The 20,477-nt window shown below is 68.6% G+C and carries 21 protein-coding genes; 17 read left to right on the top strand and 4 right to left on the bottom strand.

Going from position 1 to position 20,477, the window contains the following annotated elements; translation table 11 throughout:
• Positions 1-151: 151 nt before the first annotated feature.
• The gene (locus BBJ41_RS17495) at positions 152-544 is read right to left on the bottom strand and encodes a methylglyoxal synthase (protein ID WP_042976092.1); all 393 of its coding nucleotides are present in this window, start codon (positions 542-544) and stop codon (positions 152-154) included.
• A gap of 50 nt (positions 545-594) precedes the next feature.
• Entirely contained in the window at positions 595-1,374 is a 780-nt protein-coding gene (locus BBJ41_RS17490; RefSeq protein WP_069747749.1) for an SDR family oxidoreductase, read from the bottom strand.
• A 209-nt stretch (positions 1,375-1,583) separates the two neighbouring features.
• Here BBJ41_RS17490 and upp point away from each other — a divergent pair, with 209 nt between their 5' ends.
• The 14 genes from upp to BBJ41_RS17420 all read left to right on the top strand — a co-directional run bounded on the left by upp (position 1,584) and on the right by BBJ41_RS17420 (position 14,718).
• Positions 1,584-2,234 (top strand): uracil phosphoribosyltransferase, encoded by a 651-nt coding sequence (gene upp, locus BBJ41_RS17485; protein ID WP_006481871.1) that lies wholly within the window; start codon positions 1,584-1,586, stop codon positions 2,232-2,234.
• 187 nt (positions 2,235-2,421) lie between these two features.
• Positions 2,422-3,150: a YebC/PmpR family DNA-binding transcriptional regulator gene (locus tag BBJ41_RS17480; protein ID WP_006478227.1), complete on the top strand. Its 729-nt coding sequence runs from the start codon at positions 2,422-2,424 to the stop codon at positions 3,148-3,150.
• Between the two features lie 104 nt (positions 3,151-3,254).
• Positions 3,255-4,535 carry a phosphoribosylamine--glycine ligase gene (gene purD / locus BBJ41_RS17475; protein WP_069747429.1) on the top strand — a complete coding sequence of 427 codons (1,281 nt, stop codon included), beginning with the start codon at positions 3,255-3,257 and terminating at the stop codon, positions 4,533-4,535.
• A 119-nt stretch (positions 4,536-4,654) separates the two neighbouring features.
• Positions 4,655-5,578, top strand: coding sequence for an oxygen-dependent coproporphyrinogen oxidase (hemF, locus tag BBJ41_RS17470; RefSeq protein WP_069747428.1), 924 nt, complete (start codon positions 4,655-4,657; stop codon positions 5,576-5,578).
• A gap of 14 nt (positions 5,579-5,592) precedes the next feature.
• Positions 5,593-6,318 carry a nicotinate-nucleotide adenylyltransferase gene (locus BBJ41_RS17465; RefSeq protein ID WP_175972723.1) on the top strand — a complete coding sequence of 242 codons (726 nt, stop codon included), beginning with the start codon at positions 5,593-5,595 and terminating at the stop codon, positions 6,316-6,318.
• Between the two features lie 4 nt (positions 6,319-6,322).
• Complete coding sequence (gene rsfS, locus BBJ41_RS17460; protein WP_069747427.1) at positions 6,323-6,769, top strand: ribosome silencing factor; 447 nt, start codon at positions 6,323-6,325, stop codon at positions 6,767-6,769.
• Between the two features lie 19 nt (positions 6,770-6,788).
• Positions 6,789-7,259 (top strand): 23S rRNA (pseudouridine(1915)-N(3))-methyltransferase RlmH, encoded by a 471-nt coding sequence (rlmH, locus tag BBJ41_RS17455; protein WP_059468149.1) that lies wholly within the window; start codon positions 6,789-6,791, stop codon positions 7,257-7,259.
• Between the two features lie 51 nt (positions 7,260-7,310).
• On the top strand, positions 7,311-7,943 hold the full coding sequence (locus BBJ41_RS17450; RefSeq protein WP_069747426.1) for a Maf family protein: 633 nt from the start codon (positions 7,311-7,313) through the stop codon (positions 7,941-7,943).
• Positions 7,944-7,951: 8 nt separating this feature from the next.
• Positions 7,952-9,421, top strand: a complete 1,470-nt coding sequence (rng, locus tag BBJ41_RS17445; protein ID WP_069747425.1) for a ribonuclease G — start codon at positions 7,952-7,954, stop codon at positions 9,419-9,421.
• A gap of 126 nt (positions 9,422-9,547) precedes the next feature.
• Positions 9,548-9,883 carry a YggL 50S ribosome-binding family protein gene (locus tag BBJ41_RS17440; protein ID WP_069747424.1) on the top strand — a complete coding sequence of 112 codons (336 nt, stop codon included), beginning with the start codon at positions 9,548-9,550 and terminating at the stop codon, positions 9,881-9,883.
• 478 nt (positions 9,884-10,361) lie between these two features.
• Complete coding sequence (locus BBJ41_RS17435; RefSeq protein WP_069747423.1) at positions 10,362-11,630, top strand: collagen-like triple helix repeat-containing protein; 1,269 nt, start codon at positions 10,362-10,364, stop codon at positions 11,628-11,630.
• A 245-nt stretch (positions 11,631-11,875) separates the two neighbouring features.
• Positions 11,876-12,841, top strand: coding sequence for a PRC-barrel domain-containing protein (locus BBJ41_RS17430; RefSeq protein ID WP_069747422.1), 966 nt, complete (start codon positions 11,876-11,878; stop codon positions 12,839-12,841).
• Complete coding sequence (locus tag BBJ41_RS17425; protein WP_069747421.1) at positions 12,838-14,106, top strand: MFS transporter; 1,269 nt, start codon at positions 12,838-12,840, stop codon at positions 14,104-14,106. The genes BBJ41_RS17430 and BBJ41_RS17425 overlap by 4 nt, the downstream gene beginning before the upstream one ends.
• Before the next feature lie 45 nt (positions 14,107-14,151).
• Positions 14,152-14,718 (top strand): FUSC family protein, encoded by a 567-nt coding sequence (locus tag BBJ41_RS17420; RefSeq protein ID WP_069747420.1) that lies wholly within the window; start codon positions 14,152-14,154, stop codon positions 14,716-14,718.
• Between the two features lie 56 nt (positions 14,719-14,774).
• On the opposite strand, the gene BBJ41_RS17415 is transcribed toward BBJ41_RS17420, so the two are convergent.
• Both BBJ41_RS17415 and msbA read right to left on the bottom strand, forming a co-directional pair.
• Entirely contained in the window at positions 14,775-15,155 is a 381-nt protein-coding gene (locus BBJ41_RS17415) for an RcnB family protein (RefSeq protein WP_069747419.1), read from the bottom strand.
• Between the two features lie 94 nt (positions 15,156-15,249).
• Positions 15,250-17,001, bottom strand: coding sequence for a lipid A export permease/ATP-binding protein MsbA (gene msbA / locus BBJ41_RS17410; RefSeq protein ID WP_069747418.1), 1,752 nt, complete (start codon positions 16,999-17,001; stop codon positions 15,250-15,252).
• A 225-nt stretch (positions 17,002-17,226) separates the two neighbouring features.
• On the opposite strand from msbA, the gene BBJ41_RS17405 reads away from it, so the two are divergent.
• From BBJ41_RS17405 to BBJ41_RS17395, 3 genes are all read left to right on the top strand, one after another.
• Positions 17,227-17,979 carry a glycosyltransferase family 2 protein gene (locus tag BBJ41_RS17405; RefSeq protein ID WP_069747417.1) on the top strand — a complete coding sequence of 251 codons (753 nt, stop codon included), beginning with the start codon at positions 17,227-17,229 and terminating at the stop codon, positions 17,977-17,979.
• Between the two features lie 131 nt (positions 17,980-18,110).
• A complete protein-coding gene (locus BBJ41_RS17400) occupies positions 18,111-18,953 on the top strand; it encodes a glycosyltransferase family 2 protein (protein ID WP_069747416.1) in 843 nt (280 codons plus the stop codon).
• Between the two features lie 133 nt (positions 18,954-19,086).
• Entirely contained in the window at positions 19,087-20,367 is a 1,281-nt protein-coding gene (locus BBJ41_RS17395; protein ID WP_069747415.1) for an O-antigen ligase family protein, read from the top strand.
• Positions 20,368-20,477 lie beyond the last annotated feature (110 nt).

Below are 20,477 nucleotides of genomic sequence, written 5' to 3'. Positions count from 1 at the left end.
CGTGCCGCCGATGCGCGGGCCGACCGATGCATGCGGAACCGGAAGACCGATACCGGACGGCCGGTGCGCGTCGCGACGCACGATTCTCGCGCGTGGCGCCGATCCGTGCATGGCCCTGCCACCGGCAGGGACAATCGGACGCGGCACGCGCCTAGCAGACGTCCTGCATGTTCCGCGCCAGATCGTCGAGCAGCATCCGCGCCGTCGCGACGTTGGTCGCGACCGGCACGTCGTGCACATCGCATGCGCGCACGAGCGCGGTGATGTCGGGGTCGTGCGGCTGCGCGGTCATCGGGTCGCGCAGGAACACGACGATGTCGACGCGGCCGTCGGCCAGTTCCGCGCCGATCTGCAGGTCGCCGCCGAGCGGCCCCGACAGCTTGCGCTCGACTTCCAGCCCGTGCGCGTCCGCGATGCGGCCGCCCGTCGTGCCGGTCGCGACCAGCCGGCATTGCGCGAGCGTCGCGCGGTATTCGCCCGCGAGCGCGACGATCTCGTCCTTCTTCGCGTCGTGCGCAATCAATGCGATGCGGGGTTTGCTCATCTCCAGTTCCTTCGTCGTTCGGTTGTTGTCGTGATCGTGAATCGGGGGCGTCAGAACGTGCCCGGATACGCGCCGCCGTCGAGCAGCCAGTTCTGCCCGGTGATGTAGCCGGCATGCACGCTGCACAAGAACGCGCATGCCGCGCCGAATTCGGCGCGGGTGCCGAGACGGCCGGCCGGGATGTCCTTCGTGCGCCGCCCGCGCATCTCGTCGACCGTCACGCCCTGCGCCTTCGCCGACGCGGCGAGCGTCGTCGCGATCCGGTCGGTGTCGAACAGCCCTGGCAGCAGGTTGTTGATCGTCACGCCCTGGCCGGCGACCTTGCGCGAGAGCCCCGCGACGAAGCCGGTCAGCCCCGAGCGCGCGCCGTTCGACAGCGCGAGCACGTCGATCGGCGCCTTCACGGCCGAGCTCGTGATGTTGACGACCCGGCCGAACCCGCGCGCGATCATCCCGTCGATCGTCGCGCGGATCAACTCGATCGGCGTCAGCATGTTCGACTCGAGCGCGCGGATCCAGTCGTCGTGGGAGAAATCGCGGAAGTCGCCGGGCGGCGGGCCGCCGGCATTGTTCACAAGAATGTCCGGCTGCGGGCACGCGGCGAGCGCGGCCGCGCGGCCTTCCGGCGTCGTGATGTCGCAGGCGACCGCGGTGATCGACACGTTCGACGCCGCGCGGATCTCCTCCGCGGTTTCCTCCAGCGTGTCGCGCGTGCGCGCGACGATCACGAGGTTCACGCCCTCGGCGGCCAGCGCTTCCGCGCAGCCGCGACCGAGCCCCTTGCTTGCCGCGCAGACGAGCGCGGTCTTTCCTTCGATGCCGAGATCCATCGTCGATTCCCTGGTGGCGACGCGCGCCGGCGCGGCGTCGCCCTGCCGCACCGGCGGGCGGGCGAACGGGCGTGCACGGCACGCGGATTGTCGTGAGACGTCGATAATATCCGGATCATGCGGCGCGCCTTGGTAAAATTGCGGCCATAAGCGGCGGCCGGCATGGCGCCGCCGCCCCGATCCCCTTTTGCCGCCAAGGCGCCCCCGTCATGAAACAGGACAGCCGTTTCCCGAATCTCTTCATCACCGATCACCCGCTGATCCAGCACAAGCTCACCCACATGCGCGACAAGGACACGTCGACGCGCACGTTCCGCGAGCTGCTGCGCGAGATCACTCTGCTGATGGGCTACGAGATCACCCGCAACCTGCCGATCACGACCAAGCGGGTCGAAACCCCGCTGGTGGCGGTCGACGCTCCCGTGATCGCGGGCAAGAAGCTCGCGATCGTGCCCGTGCTGCGCGCGGGCATCGGGATGTCGGACGGCCTGCTCGATCTGGTCCCGTCCGCACGCGTCGGCCACATCGGCGTGTACCGCGCCGACGACCACCGCCCGGTCGAATACCTGGTGCGCCTGCCGGACCTCGAAGACCGCATCTTCATCCTGTGCGACCCGATGGTCGCGACCGGCTATTCGGCCGTGCATGCGGTCGACGTGCTCAAGCGCCGCAACGTGCCGGCCGCGAACATCATGTTCGTCGCGCTCGTCGCCGCGCCCGAGGGCGTGCAGGTATTCCAGGACGCACACCCGGACGTCAAGCTGTTCGTCGCGTCGCTGGATTCGCACCTGAACGAGCACGCGTACATCGTGCCGGGCCTCGGCGACGCGGGCGACCGCCTGTTCGGCACCAAGAACTGACGCGCCCGGCGGCCGCCCCGGCCGTTCGGCCATGCGCGGCGGCCCCGATCCGGCGGTCGCCGCGTGATAAAATCTCGATCCACTCGACACGCGCGGCCCCGCGGCTTCATGCCCGCCGAAACGGCCGCCGATTCAACGACACATTGAAACAATCGCCCGCGCAGCGCGCCCGGGCACGGAGAAAGGTATGGCTGGTCATTCGAAATGGGCCAACATCAAGCATAAGAAGGCAGCGGCCGACGCGAAGCGCGGCAAGATCTGGACTCGCCTGATCAAGGAAATCCAGGTCGCGGCGCGCCTCGGCGGCGGCGACGTCAACTCGAACCCGCGCCTGCGTCTCGCGGTCGACAAGGCGGCCGACGCGAACATGCCGAAGGACAACGTCAAGCGCGCGATCGATCGCGGCGTCGGCGGCGCAGATGGCGCGAACTACGAAGAAATCCGTTACGAAGGCTACGGCATCAGCGGCGCGGCGATCATCGTCGACACGCTGACCGACAACCGCACCCGCACGGTCGCGGAAGTCCGCCACGCATTCTCGAAGTTCGGCGGCAACATGGGCACCGACGGCTCGGTCGCGTTCATGTTCGATCACGTCGGCCAGTTCCTGTTCGCACCCGGCACGTCGGAAGACGCGCTGATGGAAGCCGCGCTCGAAGCCGGCGCGAACGACGTGAACACGAACGACGACGGCTCGATCGAAGTGCTGTGCGACTGGCAGGCATTCTCGGCGGTGAAGGACGCGCTCGAAGCCGCGGGCTTCAAGGCCGAACTCGCCGAAGTGACGATGAAGCCGCAGAACGAAGTCGAATTCACCGGCGACGACGCGGCGAAGATGCAGAAGCTCCTGGACGCGCTCGAAAACCTCGACGACGTGCAGGACGTGTATACGAACGCCGTCATCGTCGAGGAATGAAATGCCGGCCGCCATGCGCCTGTCGCGGCGGCGGCCCGATCGATTCCGCGGCCGGCGCGCCTGAGCGTGCCGGCCGCCCTGTTTTCTAGTCTGCGGGGAATCCCATGAAACTACTCGTCGTCGGCTCCGGCGGCCGCGAACATGCGCTGGCGTGGAAGCTCGCGCAATCGCCGCGCGTCCAGATGGTCTACGTCGCGCCCGGCAATGGCGGCACGGCGCAGGACGAGCGCCTGAAGAACGTCGACATCACGTCGCTCGACGAACTCGCCGATTTCGCCGAACGCGAAGGCGTCGCGTTCACGCTCGTCGGGCCGGAAGCGCCGCTCGCGGCCGGCATCGTCAACCTGTTCCGCGCACGCGGCCTGAAGGTGTTCGGCCCGACCCGCGAAGCCGCGCAGCTCGAGAGCTCGAAGGATTTCGCGAAGGCGTTCATGAAGCGTCACGGCATCCCGACGGCCGACTACGAAACCTTCTCCGATGCCGCCGCCGCACATGCGTACATCGATGCGAAGGGCGCGCCGATCGTCGTGAAGGCCGACGGCCTCGCGGCCGGCAAGGGCGTCGTCGTCGCGATGACGCTGGAAGAAGCGCATGCGGCCGTCGACATGATGCTGTCGGGCAACAAGCTGGGTGACGCCGGCGCGCGCGTCGTGATCGAGGAATTCCTCGACGGCGAGGAAGCGAGCTTCATCGTGATGGTCGACGGCAAGCACGCGCTCGCGCTGGCTTCCAGCCAGGACCACAAGCGCCTGCTCGACGAGGACCGCGGCCCGAACACCGGCGGCATGGGCGCGTATTCGCCCGCGCCGATCGTCACGCCGCAGATGCACGCACGCGTGATGCGCGAGATCATCATGCCGACCGTGCGCGGGATGGAGAAGGACGGCATCCGCTTCACGGGCTTCCTGTACGCGGGCCTGATGATCGACAAGGAAGGCAATCCGCGCACGCTCGAGTTCAACTGCCGGATGGGCGACCCGGAAACGCAGCCGATCATGGCGCGCCTGAAGAGCGATTTCTCGAAGATCGTCGAGCAGGCGATCGCGGGCACGCTCGACACGGTCGAGCTCGACTGGGACCGCCGCACCGCGCTCGGCGTCGTGTTGGCCGCGCACGGTTATCCGGACGCGCCGCGCAAGGGCGACCGCATCAACGGCATTCCGGCCGAGACCGAACAGGCCGTCACGTTCCATGCGGGCACGACGCTCGCCGAAGGTGACAAGCTCGTCACGTCGGGCGGCCGCGTGCTGTGCGTGGTCGGCCTCGCCGATTCGGTGCGCGAAGCGCAGCAGCATGCGTACGACACGATCAACCAGATCAATTTCGAAGGCATGCAGTACCGCCGCGACATCGGCTTCCGCGCGCTCAACCGCAAGAGCGCGTGACGTTCGCTTCGGACGCACCCGCAAGGCTGCGCGCCCGCTCCTCTGCCGGGGTTCGATAGAATGCCCGGCAGATGCCTTTTTTACGGCCCCCGCTTCGGGCGGGGGCACCCAGTCCAGACATGACCGATTCGACCTACGACGTGGCACGCGTGCGCACGTACCTCCAGGGCCTTCAGGCACGCATCGCCGACGCGCTCGGCGCGCTCGACGGCACGCCGCTCGCGACCGACGCGTGGCAGCGCGGGCCGGCCGAGCGCCTGCGCGGCGGCGGCTGCACGCGGATTCTCGAAGGCGGCCGCGTGTTCGAACGCGCGGGAATCGGCTTTTCCGACGTCGCGGGCGACGCGCTGCCGCCGTCGGCGAGCGCGGCGCGCCCGCAGCTCGCGGGCCGCGGCTTCGAGGCGCTCGGCGTGTCGCTCGTGCTGCACCCGCGCAATCCGTACTGCCCGACCGTGCACATGAACGTGCGGATGCTGATCGCGACGAAACCCGGCGAGGAGCCCGTGTTCTGGTTCGGCGGCGGCATGGATCTGACACCGGTTTACGGTTTCGAGGACGACGCGCGGCATTTCCACCAGACCTGCAAGGACGCGCTCGACCCGTTCGGCGCCGAGCTCTACCCGCGCTTCAAGAAATGGTGCGACGAGTATTTCTTCCTGAAGCACCGCAACGAGATGCGCGGCATCGGCGGGATCTTCTTCGACGATTTCTCCGAGCCCGGTTTCGAACGCTCGTTTGACATGATGCAAAGTGTCGGCGATGCGTTCCTGCAGGCTTACCTGCCGATCGTCGAGCGCCGCGCCGACCTGCCGTACGGCGAACGCGAACGCGATTTCCAGGCGTATCGCCGCGGCCGCTACGTCGAATTCAACCTCGTGTTCGACCGCGGCACGCTGTTCGGCCTGCAAAGCGGCGGCCGGACCGAGTCGATCCTGATGTCGATGCCGCCGGTCGCGAACTGGCGCTACAACTGGCAGCCCGAGCCGGGCACGCCCGAAGCACGCCTGTACAGCGACTTCATCGTGCCGCGCGACTGGGTCTGAGCCCGCGCGCCCCGCTGCCACAAGAAAAGGACGCGTTTCTGGACACCACCGCCCGCCCCGCCCCGCTGCCGCGTCGTATCGGCTTGCTGGGCGGCACCTTCGACCCGATCCACGACGGCCATCTCGCGCTCGCGCGCCGGTTCGCCGAGCTGCTCGGCCTGACCGAGCTCGTGCTGCTGCCCGCCGGGCAGCCGTACCAGAAACGCGACGTGTCGGCCGCCGAGCACCGGCTCGCGATGACCCGCGCAGCCGCGGATTCGCTCGTGCTGCCGGGCGTGACCGTGACCGTCGCGACCGACGAAATCGAGCACGAAGGCCCGACCTACACGGTCGACACGCTGGCGCGCTGGCGCGAGCGGGTCGGCCCGGACGCGTCGCTGTCGCTGCTGATCGGCGCCGACCAGCTCGTGCGCCTCGACACGTGGCGCGACTGGCGCAAGCTGTTCGATTACGCGCACATCTGTGTGTCGACGCGCCCGGGCTTCGAGCTCGGCGCGGCGCCGCCGGACGTCGCGCGGGAAATCGCCGCGCGGCAGGCCGGCGCCGACGTGCTGAAGGCCACGCCGGCAGGCCACCTGCTGATCGATACGACCCTCGCGTTCGACATTGCCGCGACCGACATCCGCGCGCACCTGCGCGAATGCATCGCGCGCCATGCGCAAATGCCCGATGCGTCGGCCGAGCATGTGCCGGCCGCCGTATGGGCCTATATTCTTCAACATCGCCTCTACCACACCTGATTCCATGGATATTCGCAAACTGCAGCGCGTGATCGTCGACGCCCTCGAAGACGTCAAGGCGCAAGACATCAAGGTGTTCAACACCAGCCACCTGACCGAACTGTTCGACCGCGTGGTCGTCGCCTCGGGCACCTCCAACCGCCAGACCAAGGCCCTCGCGTCGAACGTGCGCGACAAGGTCAAGGAAGCCGGCGGCGACATCGTCAGCTCCGAGGGCGAAGACACCGGCGAATGGGTGCTCGTCGACTGCGGCGACGCGGTCGTGCACATCCTGCAGCCGGCCCTGCGCCAGTACTACAACCTCGAGGAAATCTGGGGCGACAAGCCCGTGCGGATGAAGCTCGGCGGCGGCAAGGGCCCGAACGGCTTCGCGACCGCCAGCGAAGGCGAGGACGACGAGGAAGAAGCACCGGCCCGCCCGGCGCGCAAGACGGCCGCCCGCCGCCGCTGAATCGCGACGAATCGTCCCGATGAAGCTTTTCATCCTCGCGGTCGGCCACAAGATGCCGGGCTGGATCGCATCCGGCTTCGACGAGTACACGAAGCGGATGCCGCCCGAGCTGCGTATCGAGCTGCGCGAGATCAAGCCTGAACTGCGTTCGGGCGGCCGCAGCGCCGAAAGCGTGATGGCGGCCGAGCGGCAGAAGATCGAGGCCGCGCTGCCGAAGGGCGCGCGCATCGTCGCGCTCGACGAGCGCGGCCGCGACTGGACCACGATGCAGCTCGCGCAGGCGCTGCCCGGCTGGCAGCAGGACGGCCGCGACGTCGCGTTCGTGATCGGCGGCGCCGACGGGCTCGATCCGGAGCTGAAAGCGCGCGCCGACGTGCTGCTGCGCATCTCGAGCATGACGCTGCCGCACGGGATGGTCCGCGTGTTGCTTGCCGAACAGCTTTACCGGGCGTGGAGCATCACGCAGAATCACCCCTACCACCGCGCATGACGTGTCGTCCTCGAGACGCGCGCCGCGCGCGCTCACCGAGATAACGACACCATGCCGTCCAGCACGTCCCCCGCGCTTTTCCCGACCCTTTACCTCGCTTCGCAAAGCCCGCGCCGCCAGGAGCTGCTGCAACAGATCGGCGTGCGTTTCGAACTGCTGCTGCCGCGCCCCGACGAGGATGCCGAGGCGCTGGAGGCCGAACTGCCCGGCGAAACCGCCGATACCTACGTGCAGCGCGTGACCGTCGCGAAGGCCGAAGCCGCGCGTGCGCGCCTCGTCGCGAGCGGCAAGCCGGCCGCGCCGGTGCTGGTCGCCGACACGACCGTGACGATCGACGGCGCGATCCTCGGCAAGCCGGCCGATGCCGACGACGCGCTCGCGATGCTCACGCGCCTCGCGGGCCGCGAACACGCGGTGCTGACCGCCGTCGCGGTGATCGACGCCCGCGGCGAACTGCTGCCGCCCGCGCTGTCGCGCTCATCGGTGCGCTTCGCCGCCGCGTCGCGCGACGCCTACGCACGCTACGTCGAGACGGGCGAGCCGTTCGGCAAGGCCGGCGCGTACGCGATCCAGGGGCGCGCCGCCGAATTCATCGAACGGATCGACGGTTCCCATTCGGGTATCATGGGTCTGCCCCTTTTTGAGACCGCTGCGCTGTTGCGCGCCGCGCGTGTCGCCTTCTGAATCCCACCATGAACGAAGAAATCCTGATCAACCTCACGCCGCAGGAAACGCGGGTCGCACTCGTCCAGCAAGGCTCGGTGCAGGAGCTTCACGTCGAGCGCACGCTGTCGCGCGGGCGGGTCGGCAACATCTATCTCGGCAAGGTCGTACGCGTGCTGCCGGGCATGCAATCGGCGTTCATCGACATCGGCCTCGAACGTGCAGCATTCCTGCACGTCGCCGACATCTGGCAACCGCGCCTCGCGGGCGAGCCGCAGTCGAACACGCCGCACCAGCCGATCGAGAAGACCGTGTTCGAAGGCCAGACGCTGATGGTCCAGGTGATCAAGGATCCGATCGGCACGAAGGGCGCGCGGCTGTCCACGCAGGTCAGCATCGCGGGCCGCACGCTCGTGTACCTGCCGCAGGAGCCGCACATCGGCATCTCGCAGAAGATCGAGAGCGAGGCCGAGCGTGAGGCCGTGCGTGCGCGCCTGACGGCCGTGATCCCGCCGGACGAGAAAGGCGGCTACATCGTGCGCACGATCGCCGAGGATGCGACCTCCGACGAGCTGGCCGGCGACGTCACGTACCTGCGCAAGACGTGGGCGACGATCGTCGCGCAGGCGCAGCGGCTGCCCGCGACGAGCCTGCTGTACCAGGATCTGGATCTCGCGCAGCGCGTGCTGCGCGATTTCGCGAACGACGACACGACGCGCATCCAGGTCGATTCGCGCGAGACGTACCAGCGCCTGTCGGAATTCGCGTCCGAGTTCACGCCGGCCGTGAGCCCGAAGCTGCATCACTACACGGGCGAGCGGCCGCTGTTCGACCTGTACAACATCGAGACGGAGATCCAGCGCGCGCTGTCGCGCCGCGTCGACCTGAAGTCGGGCGGCTACCTGATGATCGACCAGACCGAGGCGATGACGACGATCGACGTGAACACCGGCGGTTACGTCGGCGCGCGCAACTTCGACGATACGATCTTCAAGACCAACCTCGAGGCCGCGCACACGATCGCGCGGCAGCTGCGTCTGCGCAATCTCGGCGGGATCATCATTATCGACTTCATCGACATGGAGAACGCCGAGCATCGCGACGCGGTGCTGTCCGAGCTGAAGAAGGCGCTGTCGCGCGACCGCACGCGCGTGACGGTCAACGGCTTCTCGCAGCTCGGGCTCGTCGAGATGACGCGCAAGCGCACGCGCGAATCGCTCGCACACGTGCTCTGCGAGCCCTGCCCGACCTGCCAGGGCAAGGGCCAGGTGAAGACGTCGCGCACCGTGTGCTACGACGTCCTGCGCGAGATCCTGCGCGAATCGCGCCAGTTCAACCCGCGTGAATTCCGTGTGATCGCCGCGCAGCAGGTGATCGACCTGTTCCTCGACGAGGAGTCGCAGCATCTCGCGATGCTGATCGACTTCATCGGCAAGCCGGTGTCGCTGCAGGTCGAATCGAATCTGAGCCAGGAGCAGTACGATATCGTGCTGATGTAACGTTCCGCCCAACCGCCGCCGGCCTCGCCGTGCGGCGCCCCGACGCGGCGCCCGGGCCGCCCGCGCATCGTGCGCCAACGCCCGCCGCCGCCCTTTCACTGACCCTTTTCGTATTCATCACCCACCATGAGCCAAGGCCACAACCGCCGCCAGCGCAAGAAACTCCACATCGGCGAATTCCAGGAACTCGCGTTCAACGCGACCGCGCATTACCGCAACGAGCTGACCGACCTCGAACGCGGCCAGCTGATCGACGCGTTCATCGACTTCGTCGAAGCGAACGGCCTGCTGACCGTCGCGTCCGCGGACGAAGGCATCGGCGCCTACGTGATCTCCGGCGCGCCGCGCGGCACGACGACCGACGCCGATCGCGAGCTCGTCCGCGGATGGCTCGCCGCACGCTCCGAACTGACCAACGTTCAGGTCAGCGAATTCACCGACGCGTGGTATCCGGACGCCTGACCTTCCGGTTCTCCCTGCATCGGGCAACGCCCGCGCCTGACCGCCGTAAAGGCGGGCCAGGCGCGGTGCCTGCGTGCCCCGCCCCCCTCCGCCCCGTCCTCCCCCGTCTCCCGCCCCCCTGCGTCACCGGCAGCAACTCACACCGATCGTGCCGTGTCGACCGTGATTACCCCGATTTCGGCAGTGAATCGGACGCTTACTTCAATTTAACGATCATTAAAAGACGGCTCGCACCGGCGGACCTACTCTGATCGCCAGGAATCCGGCGTTTTCCGGTGCGATCGGCAAGCAAGACGAAAGAATGCGAGCCGCTCTCCCGACAGGTGTTCCGGATTCCCGTACGGGCGAAAACGCGACACGGCGACAGGCCAATCAGGGAGACAACAATCGATGCGCCAGCCGCTTCCCCATCGTAGCGACGACACATCGGCGCACGCGAAGGCCGCCTGACCCAACCTTCAATCGAGACGAGGACGACATGACCAAGCCGACCACCCATCAAGCAGGATTCCGAATGATTACGATCGCGGCCGGTATCGCCGTGCTGATGTCGCTGTCCGCGTGTGGCGGTTCAGGCTCGCTGAGCCAGGGCACCGGCGGCGGCGGCTCCGGATCGGGCGACACGACGGCCACGACCGGCGGCACGGGCAACGGCTCAGGTAGCGGATCAGGCAGCGGGTCGGGGAACGGCTCGACCGTCGGCAGCACGAGCGGCGGCGCCGGCGGCAGCTCGGGAACCGGCTCCTCAGGGACCGGCACGGCCGGCAGCGGCACGTCGGCGAATGCGCTCGGCCAGACGATCGATGCGTCGAGCAACATCGTGACGGCCGGCGGCGGCGCCGTGTCAGGCGTCGGTACGACGATCGCGGGCCAGTCGCTGCCCGGCACGAACGCGGCGACCACGCAGGGGCTCGGCACCGTCGCGCAGGACGCCGGCGCCGCCGTGACCACGCTCGGCAACGGCCTCGGGTCGGGACTCGGCCAGCTCGGCGCATCGTCGAATCCGGTCGGCACGACGGTCGCGAGCTCCGGCGGCGTGGTCACGAACCTCGGCAACGCGGTCGCCGCGACAGGCGGCGTCGTGTCGAGTCTCGGCGCAAGCGGTTCGGCACTGGCGCCGCTCGCGCCGGTCACGTCGCCCGTCGGCGGTGCGATCACGATGCTCGGCAATACGATCGCCGGCGGCGGCGCGACGCTCGGCACGCAGTTGTCGACCGGCCCCGTCGCGCAGATCACCGGCGCCGCCAGCTCGGCGATCACGCCGATCACGTCGACTCTCGGGTCGGTCACGCAGACCGTTGCGTCGAGCACGCCACTCGGCGCGCCGCTCACGAATCTCGTGACGACGGTCGGCAACGGTGTCGCGAACGCCGGCACGACGATCACGAAGGCCGGCGGCAACCCGGTGACGACCGGCGTCGGCAACGTCGTGACGGCAACCGGCAACACGGTGGCCACCGCCGGCACGACGCTGCTCGGCGGCGGTGGCGCCGCGACGAATCCGCTCGCGCCGGTCACGGGGCTCCTGTCGCCAGCCGCACTCGGCAGCGCGACCGGCGGTAGCAACCCGGCGGGTGCGCTCACGTCGGCGGTCGGCGCCGTAACGGGGGCCGTGTCAGGCGCGGCCGGCGGCTCGCCCGTTGCGGGGCTGACGGGCGGCAGCGGCAGCGGCAGCGGCGCGATCTCGAAGACCGGCGGTGGCTTGCTCGCGCCCGTCACGACGACGCTCGGCGCGCTGGTCAAATAAACGGCAGGCGCGGCGCCCGCATCGTCGCCGACGATCGGGCGCCGCAGCCTTGCCCGGCATCCCGCATCGCCCGCCCTTCCCCGATCCCTTCCTTTTACCGACAGTTCGCCTCCAAACGGCCATCGAAATCGGTCCTGAAAGCAAGACACGTTAAACTCTCACCTCGCGTGGTGCGCCGCCCGCACCCGCCATCCATCGCCAGCCGCGTGCCCTCGGGCCGCCCCCGACCCATGGAGTGAGTGTCAATGAGCGGCGGACTTCCGTTTCCCGCATCCCGCAAGTCGTTTCCGTCCTCGACGGTCTTCCTGTTTCTCGCCGCCGCCGCGCTGCTGTCCGGCTGCGGGCTGCTGCCGGTCCAGAACCCGCCCGCGCCGATCAGCGAGGCGCTCGTCGAGCCCGTCGAGGAGACGGCCGGCGAGCCGCTGACGATGCCGCCCGTTCCGCCGCCGGTGCGGCCGGAAGAACCGGAAGCGCCGAAGAAGCCGCACCGCGAGGTGACGCGGCCGAAGTCCGTGCAGCGCCCCGAATCGCCGACACCGCCGCCTCCGCCGCCCGCACCGCTCGTCGCGACGCGCCCGATGGACCGCACCCAGATCCATGCGCTGCTCGACAGTGAAGTCGCGCGCCGCAACGGCAAGGTGATCGGCCGCTCGGTCGACATGGTCGTCGACGCGACCGGCAAGCCGCGCGAGATGATCGTCAACCTGCAGGGCTTCATGGGCGTCGGCGACCGCAAGGTCATCTTCCCGTGGAGCGTGTTCCGCTTCACGCCGGGCGGCAAACAGGAGCCGATCGTGCTCGACGTGCCGTCGGGCGACCTGCCGCCGGCCGCACGGCCGAAGGCGGTGCCGCTGTCGGGGTCGGCCGCGGCCTCGCCCGCGACGCGGCTGCCGATGCTCGACAGCGACGTCGAGCGCCCGAACGGCACGAAGATCGGCCGCGTCGTCGACGTGCTGATCGACCGCGGCGCCCAGCCGCAGGCCGTCGTGCTCGACCTCGGCGGGCTCGTGAATACCGAGCGCCGCTCGATCGCCGCGAGCTGGGGCGCGCTGCGCTTCGTCACGCGCGACAAGGCGTTGCATCCGCAGCTCGACCTGAACGACGCGCAGATCAAGGCGTCGCCGCCGTACCTGGCCGACAAGCCGATCGTCGTGGTCTCGCCGCCCCTCGCCGCCCCCGTGCCGGCTTCGTCTGCGAGTGCCGCCCGATGACGATCAAGCATTCCGTCAGCGTTCGCAGTCTGCGCTCCCTCGACTGGCTCAACTTCTTCGTTGCAAACGTTCAAACCGGGTTCGGTCCGTTCATCGCGTCCTACCTCGCGTCGCACAAGTGGACGCAGGGCGAGATCGGCATGGTGCTGTCGATCGGCACGATCAGCGCGATGGTCAGCCAGGTGCCGGGCGGCGCGGCCGTCGATGCGCTGAAGAACAAGAAAGGCGCGGCCGCGTGGGCGATCGTGGCCATCATCCTGTCCGCGGTGCTGCTCGCGTCAAGCCCGACGATCGTGCCGGTGATCGCCGCGGAAGTCTTCCACGGGTTCGCGAGCTGCATGCTCGTGCCGGCCATGGCCGCGATCTCGTTCTCGCTGGTCGGCCGAGCCGACCTCGGCGACCGGCTCGGCCGCAACGCGCGCTGGGCGTCGATCGGCAGCGCGGTCGCGGCGGGCCTGATGGGGCTCACCGGCGAATACTTCTCCGCGCGCGCGGTGTTCTGGCTGACCGCCGTGCTGGCGCTGCCCGCGCTGTTCGCGCTCGCGATGATCCAGCCGACGCACGAGGTGATCCCGCAGTCGTCGAAGCCCGACGAACACGGCGACCATGACGAAGCCGGCGAACGCGAAACGCTGTTCGAGCTGCTGCGCGATCGCCGGATGCTGATCTTCGCGGCGTGCGTGGTGCTGTTCCACCTGTCGAACGCGGCGATGCTCAACCTCGCGGCCGGCGAAGTCACGGCCGGGATGGGCGAGAACGTGCAGCTCGTGATCGCCGCGTGCATCATCGTGCCGCAGGCGATCGTCGCGATGCTGTCGCCGTGGGTCGGCCGCTCCGCGCAACGCTGGGGGCGCCGGCCGATCCTGCTGCTCGGCTTCTCCGCGCTGCCGATACGCGCGCTGCTGTTCGCCGGCGTGAGCAGCCCGTACCTGCTCGTGCCCGTGCAGATGCTCGACGGCATCAGCGCGGCCGTGTTCGGCGTGATGCTGCCGCTGATCGCGGCCGACGTCGCGGGCGGCAAGGGCCGCTATAACCTGTGTATCGGGCTCTTCGGGCTCGCGGCCGGGATCGGCGCGACGCTCAGCACGGCCGCGGCCGGCTACGTCGCCGATCACTTCGGCAATGCGGTCAGCTTCTTCGGGCTCGCCGGCGCAGGTGCGCTCGCGGTGCTGCTGGTCTGGCTCGTGATGCCCGAAACACGCGTCGAAAACGGCGACGCAGCGGCCGACGAACCGGCCGCCGCATCACCCGGACAGGCGCACTGAGGGCGGCACACCGCCGTCATACGCTAGCTACTTGGCCGATTCACGATGGATACGATCAGGACACTCAACGAAGCCCGCCAGCAGATCCAGCAGTCGATCTTCGATCTGTTCAAGGGGCTGACCTTCGGCGAGCGGCTCACGCAAGGCGTGCTGATGGCCCTCCAGGCCGTCTGCGGCGCGTGCCTCGCCTTCACGATCGGCCGCGCGCTGCACACCGAGCAGGCCGTGTGGGCGGCGGTCACTGCAATCGCCGTCACGCAGCACAACTACTCGGACACGATGTCGCTGTCGCGCGACCAGTTCATCGGCGCGATGATCGGCGGCGTGCTCGGCTTCGCGGGCGCTGCGCTCGGCGGCGATCGCCTCGTCGCCTATGCGCTCGCGGTCGCGCTCACGATCGTCTTCTGCTGGTGCCTGAACGTCGGCAGCGCGGCACGGCTCGGCGGCGTGACCGCGACGATCGTGCTGCTGTTTCCGGGCAACGGTCCGCTGTGGGACATTCCGCTGATGCGGCTGGGTGAAGTGGCGCTCGGCACCGTGTGCGCGCTGGGCGTGTGCTGGGTGATGTCGAAAATCGAGCGGCGCTGGTTCCGGCGCGCCGAAGCAAAATGACGTGGCTGCCCGGCGCGCATCGCGGCATCGCGATACGCGCCGGGTGATCGGCAAGGTCAGTCGCCGATGCGCAGCACGATACCGGAACCGATCTGCACCAGCAGGTGATCTCCGCCGACGCCGACCCATTGATAGCCACGCGGCGGCGGGCTCAGGCGATAGCCGCGCCAGTCGTCGATCACGTACTGACGATCGCGGAACTCGGGGGGAAGCCGGTCGCCCTTGTGCCACTCGCGGCGCGGCTGGTCGGCCCAGCGCGGCGGCACGTCGTCCTCATGACGCATCTGGCCGGGCGGCATGTGTTTCGGGCCGTGGCCACGCTGCATGCCGTGGCCGCCCTGGTCGTTGTGGTTGTCGTGGTCCTGCGCCATCGCTGCCGGCGCGGCGAAACCCGCCGCGATCACTGCGGCCAGCATCATCCCGTGGATCTTCTTCATCGTGCTTTCCCTCCGTGTTGTCACGTCGAACGAAACCACTCGAACTACCCGATGAAGACTAGCACACGGCATCACGCGGCCGCATGACCGCCCGTCAGGCCGCCTGCTGCTGGTACTGGATCCGGTGCAGGTGCGCGTAGAGGCCGCCGTGGCGCAGCAGTTCGTCGTGACTGCCCTCTTCGACGATCTTGCCGGCTTCCAGCACGAGGATGCGGTCCGCGCGCTCGATCGTCGACAGCCGGTGCGCGATCACGAGCGTCGTGCGGCCTTCCATCAGCCGTTCGAGAGCAGCCTGCACGTGGCGCTCCGATTCCGAATCGAGCGCCGACGTCGCTTCGTCGAGGATCAGGATCGGCGCGTCCTTGTAGATCGCACGCGCGATCGCGAGCCGCTGGCGCTGGCCGCCGGACAGCCGCATCCCGTTGCCGCCGACGAGCGTGTCGAGCCCGTCGGGCATCGCGGCGACCGCATCGGCGAGGTTCGCGGCCTCGAGCGCGGCCTGCACGCGCGCGCGGTCGGGCGTCTGCCCGTACGCGACGTTCGCGGCGATCGTGTCGTTGAACAGCACGACGTCCTGGCTGACCATCGCCATCTGGCTGCGCAGTGCATGCAGGTCGTAGTCGGACACCGGCACGCCGTCGACCAGGATCGCGCCGCCCGTCGGATCGAAGAAGCGCGGCAGCAGGTTCACGAGCGTCGTCTTGCCGCTGCCGGACGGGCCTGCGAGCGCGATCATTTCGCCCGGCGCGACCTTGAACGAGATGCGGTCGAGCGTCGGCCGCTCGGCCGCGCCATAGTCGAACGTCACGCCGCGGAATTCGATCTCGCCGCGCGCGTGCGCCAGCGGCCGACCGCCGCCCTGCGGCTCGGCCGGCTCGTCGATCAGCCCGAAGATCAGCTCGGCGGCCGTCATCCCGCGCTGCAGCGGCTGGTTGACGTCGATCAGGTGCTTGAGCGGCGAGATCACCAGCAGCATCGAGGTGACGAACGCGACGAAGCCGCCGACCGTCGTCTGGTCGTTCGACGACTGCACGACCGCGATCGTGATCACGACCGCGAGCGCGATCGACGCGAGGAACTGCGTGAGCGGCTGCGCGAGGCCGCCCGAGATCGTCATGCGCATCGCGTAGCCGCGCAGGCGCTTGCTCATCGCGGTGAAGCGATCCATCTCGTACGTTTCGCCGTTGTGCACCTTGACGACCTTGTAGCCGGCGACCGTCTCCTCGACGATGTACGACAGCTCGTTGGTCAGCGTCTGGTGCTCGCGGTTCAGGCGGCGCAAGCGGCGGTTGATCTTGCTGACGAGCCAGCCGATGCCGGGCAGGATCACCGCGACGATCAGCGTGAGCCGCCAGTTCAGATAGAACAGGTAGCCGAGCAGGAACACCACCGTCAGCGAATCGCGCACGAGCGTGACCATCACGCCCGTCAGCACCGACAGGATCTGGTTGACCTCGAATACGATCGCGTTGATCACCGTGCTAGCGGTTTCGCGCTGGAAGAACGACGCGCTGGTGTGGAGCATCCGCTGGAACATCTCGAGCCGCAGTTGCAGCAGGATGCGGTTCGATACGTAGTTGAGCAGGTAATTCGACGCGTACTGCGATACGCCGCGCACGAGCGCGAGACCGATCACCGCGATCGGCACGTACCATTTCGCGCTGTCGCTGCCATGCGCGCCGAAGCCGTGATCGAGGAGCGGTTTGAGCAGCGCCGGAATGCCGGCTTCGGTGGCCGCGACGACGCCCATCGTCACGACGGCGAGCACCACGATGCCGATCAGCGGCCGGATGTACGGCCACAGGCGCTTGAGGACCGTGACCGGCGAAGTGCCGGTGCCGTCCATCGGTTTGCGGAGAGTGTTCTGGGTTTCCAAGGCAATCCTTCTTGAGCCGCGAAGCGGCGCCCGGCGCGTGACCGCCCGGGATGTCGCCCCCATCGGGCGGGTGCCGAAAAGGGCTCAACATTATAGCTGCACCGCCTCTTGCGGCACGGCCAGGGTCGATGCGGCCGGCAGCCGGGCCGCGGGTATACTGCCGCTCACCGTTTTCTCCGCCTTTCCGACGATTTCATGGCTGAACCCTCCCTCGGCGTCGCCCTCATCGCCCTCAACGCGTCCGCGCGGCTTGCGCAGTGTCTCGATGCGCTGTCGTTCGCCGACGATGTCGTCGTCATCGACGGCGGCAGCACCGACGATACCGTCGCGATCGCGCAGGCGCACGGCGCGCGCGTGATCGTCGAGCGCGACTGGCCGGGTTTCGGCCCGCAGAAGAACCGCGCGCTCGACGCGCTCGCCACCGACTGGATTCTGTCGATCGATACCGACGAGGTCGTCAGCCCGGCGCTCGCGCAGTCGATCCGCGATACGATCCGCGCGCCGGCCGCGCAGGTTTATGCGCTCGACCGGCTGTCGAGCTTCTGCGGCCAGTGGATCCATCACAGCGGCTGGTATCCGGACTGGGTGCCGCGGCTGTTCCGGCGCGGCGCCGCGCGTTTTTCGGACGATCTCGTGCACGAGCGCCTCGTGTTCGACACCGCCGCGCAGCGCCTGTCCGGCAAGCTGATGCACTACTCGTACGAGGACTTCGAAACCGTCGTGCGCAAGCTCGACGCGTATTCGACGGCCGGCGCGCGCCAGCGCCGCGCGGCCGGCCAGCGCGGCGGCTTCGGCAAGGCGCTCGCGCGCGGCGCATGGGCGTTCGTGCGCACCTACGTGCTGCGGCGCGGGTTTCTCGACGGCCGCGCGGGCTTCATGATCGCCGTATTCAACGCGGAAACCGTGTATTACCGCTTCCTGAAGCTCGGCCACGAACCGGCGCGCTGAACGAGCGCCCCGCGGCCGCCGGCGCGCGCCCGGCCCGGCGTTACAATGCCGGGCTGTTCGCGCCGCGCGCGCCCGCCCGAGAGGCCGCGCCCGCGCGCCGCCCGCCACGACGACCACCGAATCCGACCGCCATGTTCTCCATCATCATCCCGACCTGGAACAACCTGCCGTACCTCAAGCTCGTCGTCGACAGCCTGCGCCGCCACTCCGCGTACGATCACCAGATCATCGTGCACGTGAACGACGGCTCGGACGGCACGCTCGACTGGGTGCGCAGCGAAAACATCGAGTACACCGCGTCGCCGACCAACATCGGCATCTGCCATGCAGTGAACCTGGCCGCCGCGCGCGCGACACGCGACTACGTCGTCTACATGAACGACGACATGTACTGCTGCCCCGGCTGGGACGCGGCGCTCGTGCGCCGCATCGAACAGATGCCGACCGACCTCTTCATGCTGTCCGGCACGATGGTCGAGCCGGTCGACACGCGCAATCCGTGCGTCGTCGTCAGCAATTTCGGCCGCGACGCCGAACAGTTCGACGCCGCGGGCCTCGTCGAGGCCACCCCGCGGCTCGCGCGCGCGGACTGGCTCGGTTCGACCTGGCCGCCAACGCTCGTGCACCGCGACTGGTGGAACCGCATCGGCGGCTACAGCAGCGAGCTGTCGCCCGGCATGAGCAGCGACAACGACTTCTCGATGAAATTCTGGGATGCCGGCTGCCGGATCTTCATCGGCGTCGGCGACAGCCTCGTCTACCACTTCCAGCAGAAGAGCACCGGCAAGATCGTCAAGAACGACGGCCGCCGCCAGTTCCTGAACAAATGGGGCATGACCCAAGCCACGTTCGACCGCTACTACCTGCATCGCGGCGAGCCCGCCGGCACGCGTGTCACGCTCGATACGCCGGCCGTCGAGGGCCGCCTGAAGCGCGCGCTGCTGCGCTCGCGGATCAAACGCGCATTCAGCTGATCGAACCCCGAAAACAGCACGGAAACGCCCCCTGCTTCGCGTATACTTCGCCGTTCGTTCCGGGTCTCCCGCCGGGACGCGCGGCGCGCAGCACGGTGCGCGCGAGCCGCATTCGTCCATTCGACAGGTTCCGATGCTTTCGTTTTCCGCTCCCGCCACGCGGCGCCTGACCGCCGCCCGCGCATTCGCCGTCGCCGCACTCTGCATGGTGCCCGTCTCGACCGCGCTGACCAACGTCTTCTGCGGGCTGTTCGCCGCGGCGCTCGTCATCTCTCCCGAATTCTGGCGCGACCTGCGCTCGTTCGTCGCCGACCCGGCTTCGCTCGCGGCGCTGCTGATCCTTGCCGCGCTGGCCGCCAGCGTCACGTATACGGTCGCGCCCCACAACAAGGCGTGGAACTGGGTCGCCAAGTACGACAAGCTGTTGCTGCTGCCGTTCGCCGTGCTCGCGTTCCGCCATTCGAACTGGGCGCCGATCGTGCGGCGCTGCTGGTTCGGCACGCTGTGCGTGATCCTGCTGCTGTCGACGACCAACTATCTCGGGCTGACCGCGATCGGGCCCGCGCACGCGACCGAACTGCCGCTGTCGCGCGCGTGGGTATTCAAGAACCACATCGCCGCCGGCATGTTCGGCGCGCTGCTGTTCTACCAGGCGGCCGATCTCGCGCTCGCGGCGCGTACGGCGCTGTCCCGCTTCGCGTATGCGGCCGTCGCCGCGTGGTCGCTCGTCAACGTGTTCGTGATGCTGCAGGGTCGCACGGGACAGGTCATCGCACTGCTGCTGATCCTCGTCGTCGCCGTGCGTTTCGTGCTGTTGCTGCGCCGACAATCGGCGCTGCGCGCGGGGCTCGCCGCCGGCGTGCTCGTCCTGTCCGGCGCCGCGCTCGTGGTTGCCGCATGCACGGTTCACAACGGCCGGCTCGTGAAGGTCGTGTCGGAAGTGCAGCAATACCGGCAAAGCGATGCCGCCACGTCGACCGGGCTGCGCCTCGAGTGGTACAAGAAAGGGCTCGAACTGTATCGCCAGCGCCCCGTGATCGGCTACGGCGCGGGCGGCCTGGAGACCGAATTCGAGAAACTTACGGCCGGCAAGACGGCGGCCGAAGGCCAGCTCACGTCGAACCCGCACAATGAATACCTGCTGATGGCAGTCCAGCTCGGCACGCTCGGCGTGCTGCTGTTCATCAACCTGATCGTGCAGATCGCGCGCGGCAGCCGCGCGCTCGATCCGCGCTCGCGGCACTTGCTGCTCGCCTGGCTCGCGATCTTCACGATCGGCAGTCTCGCGAATTCGCTGCTGCTCGATTTCGCCGAAGGCCACCTGATCGTGCTGCTGGCCGGCATCCTGCTCGGTTGCGGCGAGCGCGGCGAGACGCTGCCGCGCGAAACGTCGGCGATCCGGCGCAGCGCGTAACGCACGCAAGCAGGTACGGCGGAGAATCGTCGACCGCCGGCCCGCTTCGGCGGTAACCGAGGCCGCCATCAACGCAAGCGGGCTGCGCGCCTTGCGCGCGGCTCACCGCG

Source organism: Burkholderia stabilis (assembly GCF_001742165.1).
Lineage (GTDB): Bacteria > Pseudomonadota > Gammaproteobacteria > Burkholderiales > Burkholderiaceae > Burkholderia > Burkholderia stabilis.
Note: the sequence above shows the minus strand (reverse complement) of the source record. Positions and strands in the feature narration are given on the sequence as shown.

Excerpts from the sequence above, each read along its gene's own strand:
- BBJ41_RS17495 (WP_042976092.1), bottom strand. The coding sequence starts at position 544 with ATGAGCAAACCCCGCATCGCATTGATTGCGCACGACGCGAAGAAGGAC.
- BBJ41_RS17490 (WP_069747749.1), bottom strand. The coding sequence starts at position 1,374 with ATGGATCTCGGCATCGAAGGAAAGACCGCGCTCGTCTGCGCGGCAAGC.
- upp (WP_006481871.1), top strand. The coding sequence starts at position 1,584 with ATGAAACAGGACAGCCGTTTCCCGAATCTCTTCATCACCGATCACCCG.
- BBJ41_RS17480 (WP_006478227.1), top strand. The coding sequence starts at position 2,422 with ATGGCTGGTCATTCGAAATGGGCCAACATCAAGCATAAGAAGGCAGCG.
- purD (WP_069747429.1), top strand. The coding sequence starts at position 3,255 with ATGAAACTACTCGTCGTCGGCTCCGGCGGCCGCGAACATGCGCTGGCG.
- hemF (WP_069747428.1), top strand. The coding sequence starts at position 4,655 with ATGACCGATTCGACCTACGACGTGGCACGCGTGCGCACGTACCTCCAG.
- rsfS (WP_069747427.1), top strand. The coding sequence starts at position 6,323 with ATGGATATTCGCAAACTGCAGCGCGTGATCGTCGACGCCCTCGAAGAC.
- rlmH (WP_059468149.1), top strand. The coding sequence starts at position 6,789 with ATGAAGCTTTTCATCCTCGCGGTCGGCCACAAGATGCCGGGCTGGATC.
- BBJ41_RS17450 (WP_069747426.1), top strand. The coding sequence starts at position 7,311 with ATGCCGTCCAGCACGTCCCCCGCGCTTTTCCCGACCCTTTACCTCGCT.
- rng (WP_069747425.1), top strand. The coding sequence starts at position 7,952 with ATGAACGAAGAAATCCTGATCAACCTCACGCCGCAGGAAACGCGGGTC.
- BBJ41_RS17440 (WP_069747424.1), top strand. The coding sequence starts at position 9,548 with ATGAGCCAAGGCCACAACCGCCGCCAGCGCAAGAAACTCCACATCGGC.
- BBJ41_RS17435 (WP_069747423.1), top strand. The coding sequence starts at position 10,362 with ATGACCAAGCCGACCACCCATCAAGCAGGATTCCGAATGATTACGATC.
- BBJ41_RS17430 (WP_069747422.1), top strand. The coding sequence starts at position 11,876 with ATGAGCGGCGGACTTCCGTTTCCCGCATCCCGCAAGTCGTTTCCGTCC.
- BBJ41_RS17425 (WP_069747421.1), top strand. The coding sequence starts at position 12,838 with ATGACGATCAAGCATTCCGTCAGCGTTCGCAGTCTGCGCTCCCTCGAC.
- BBJ41_RS17420 (WP_069747420.1), top strand. The coding sequence starts at position 14,152 with ATGGATACGATCAGGACACTCAACGAAGCCCGCCAGCAGATCCAGCAG.
- BBJ41_RS17415 (WP_069747419.1), bottom strand. The coding sequence starts at position 15,155 with ATGAAGAAGATCCACGGGATGATGCTGGCCGCAGTGATCGCGGCGGGT.
- msbA (WP_069747418.1), bottom strand. The coding sequence starts at position 17,001 with ATGGACGGCACCGGCACTTCGCCGGTCACGGTCCTCAAGCGCCTGTGG.
- BBJ41_RS17405 (WP_069747417.1), top strand. The coding sequence starts at position 17,227 with ATGGCTGAACCCTCCCTCGGCGTCGCCCTCATCGCCCTCAACGCGTCC.
- BBJ41_RS17400 (WP_069747416.1), top strand. The coding sequence starts at position 18,111 with ATGTTCTCCATCATCATCCCGACCTGGAACAACCTGCCGTACCTCAAG.
- BBJ41_RS17395 (WP_069747415.1), top strand. The coding sequence starts at position 19,087 with ATGCTTTCGTTTTCCGCTCCCGCCACGCGGCGCCTGACCGCCGCCCGC.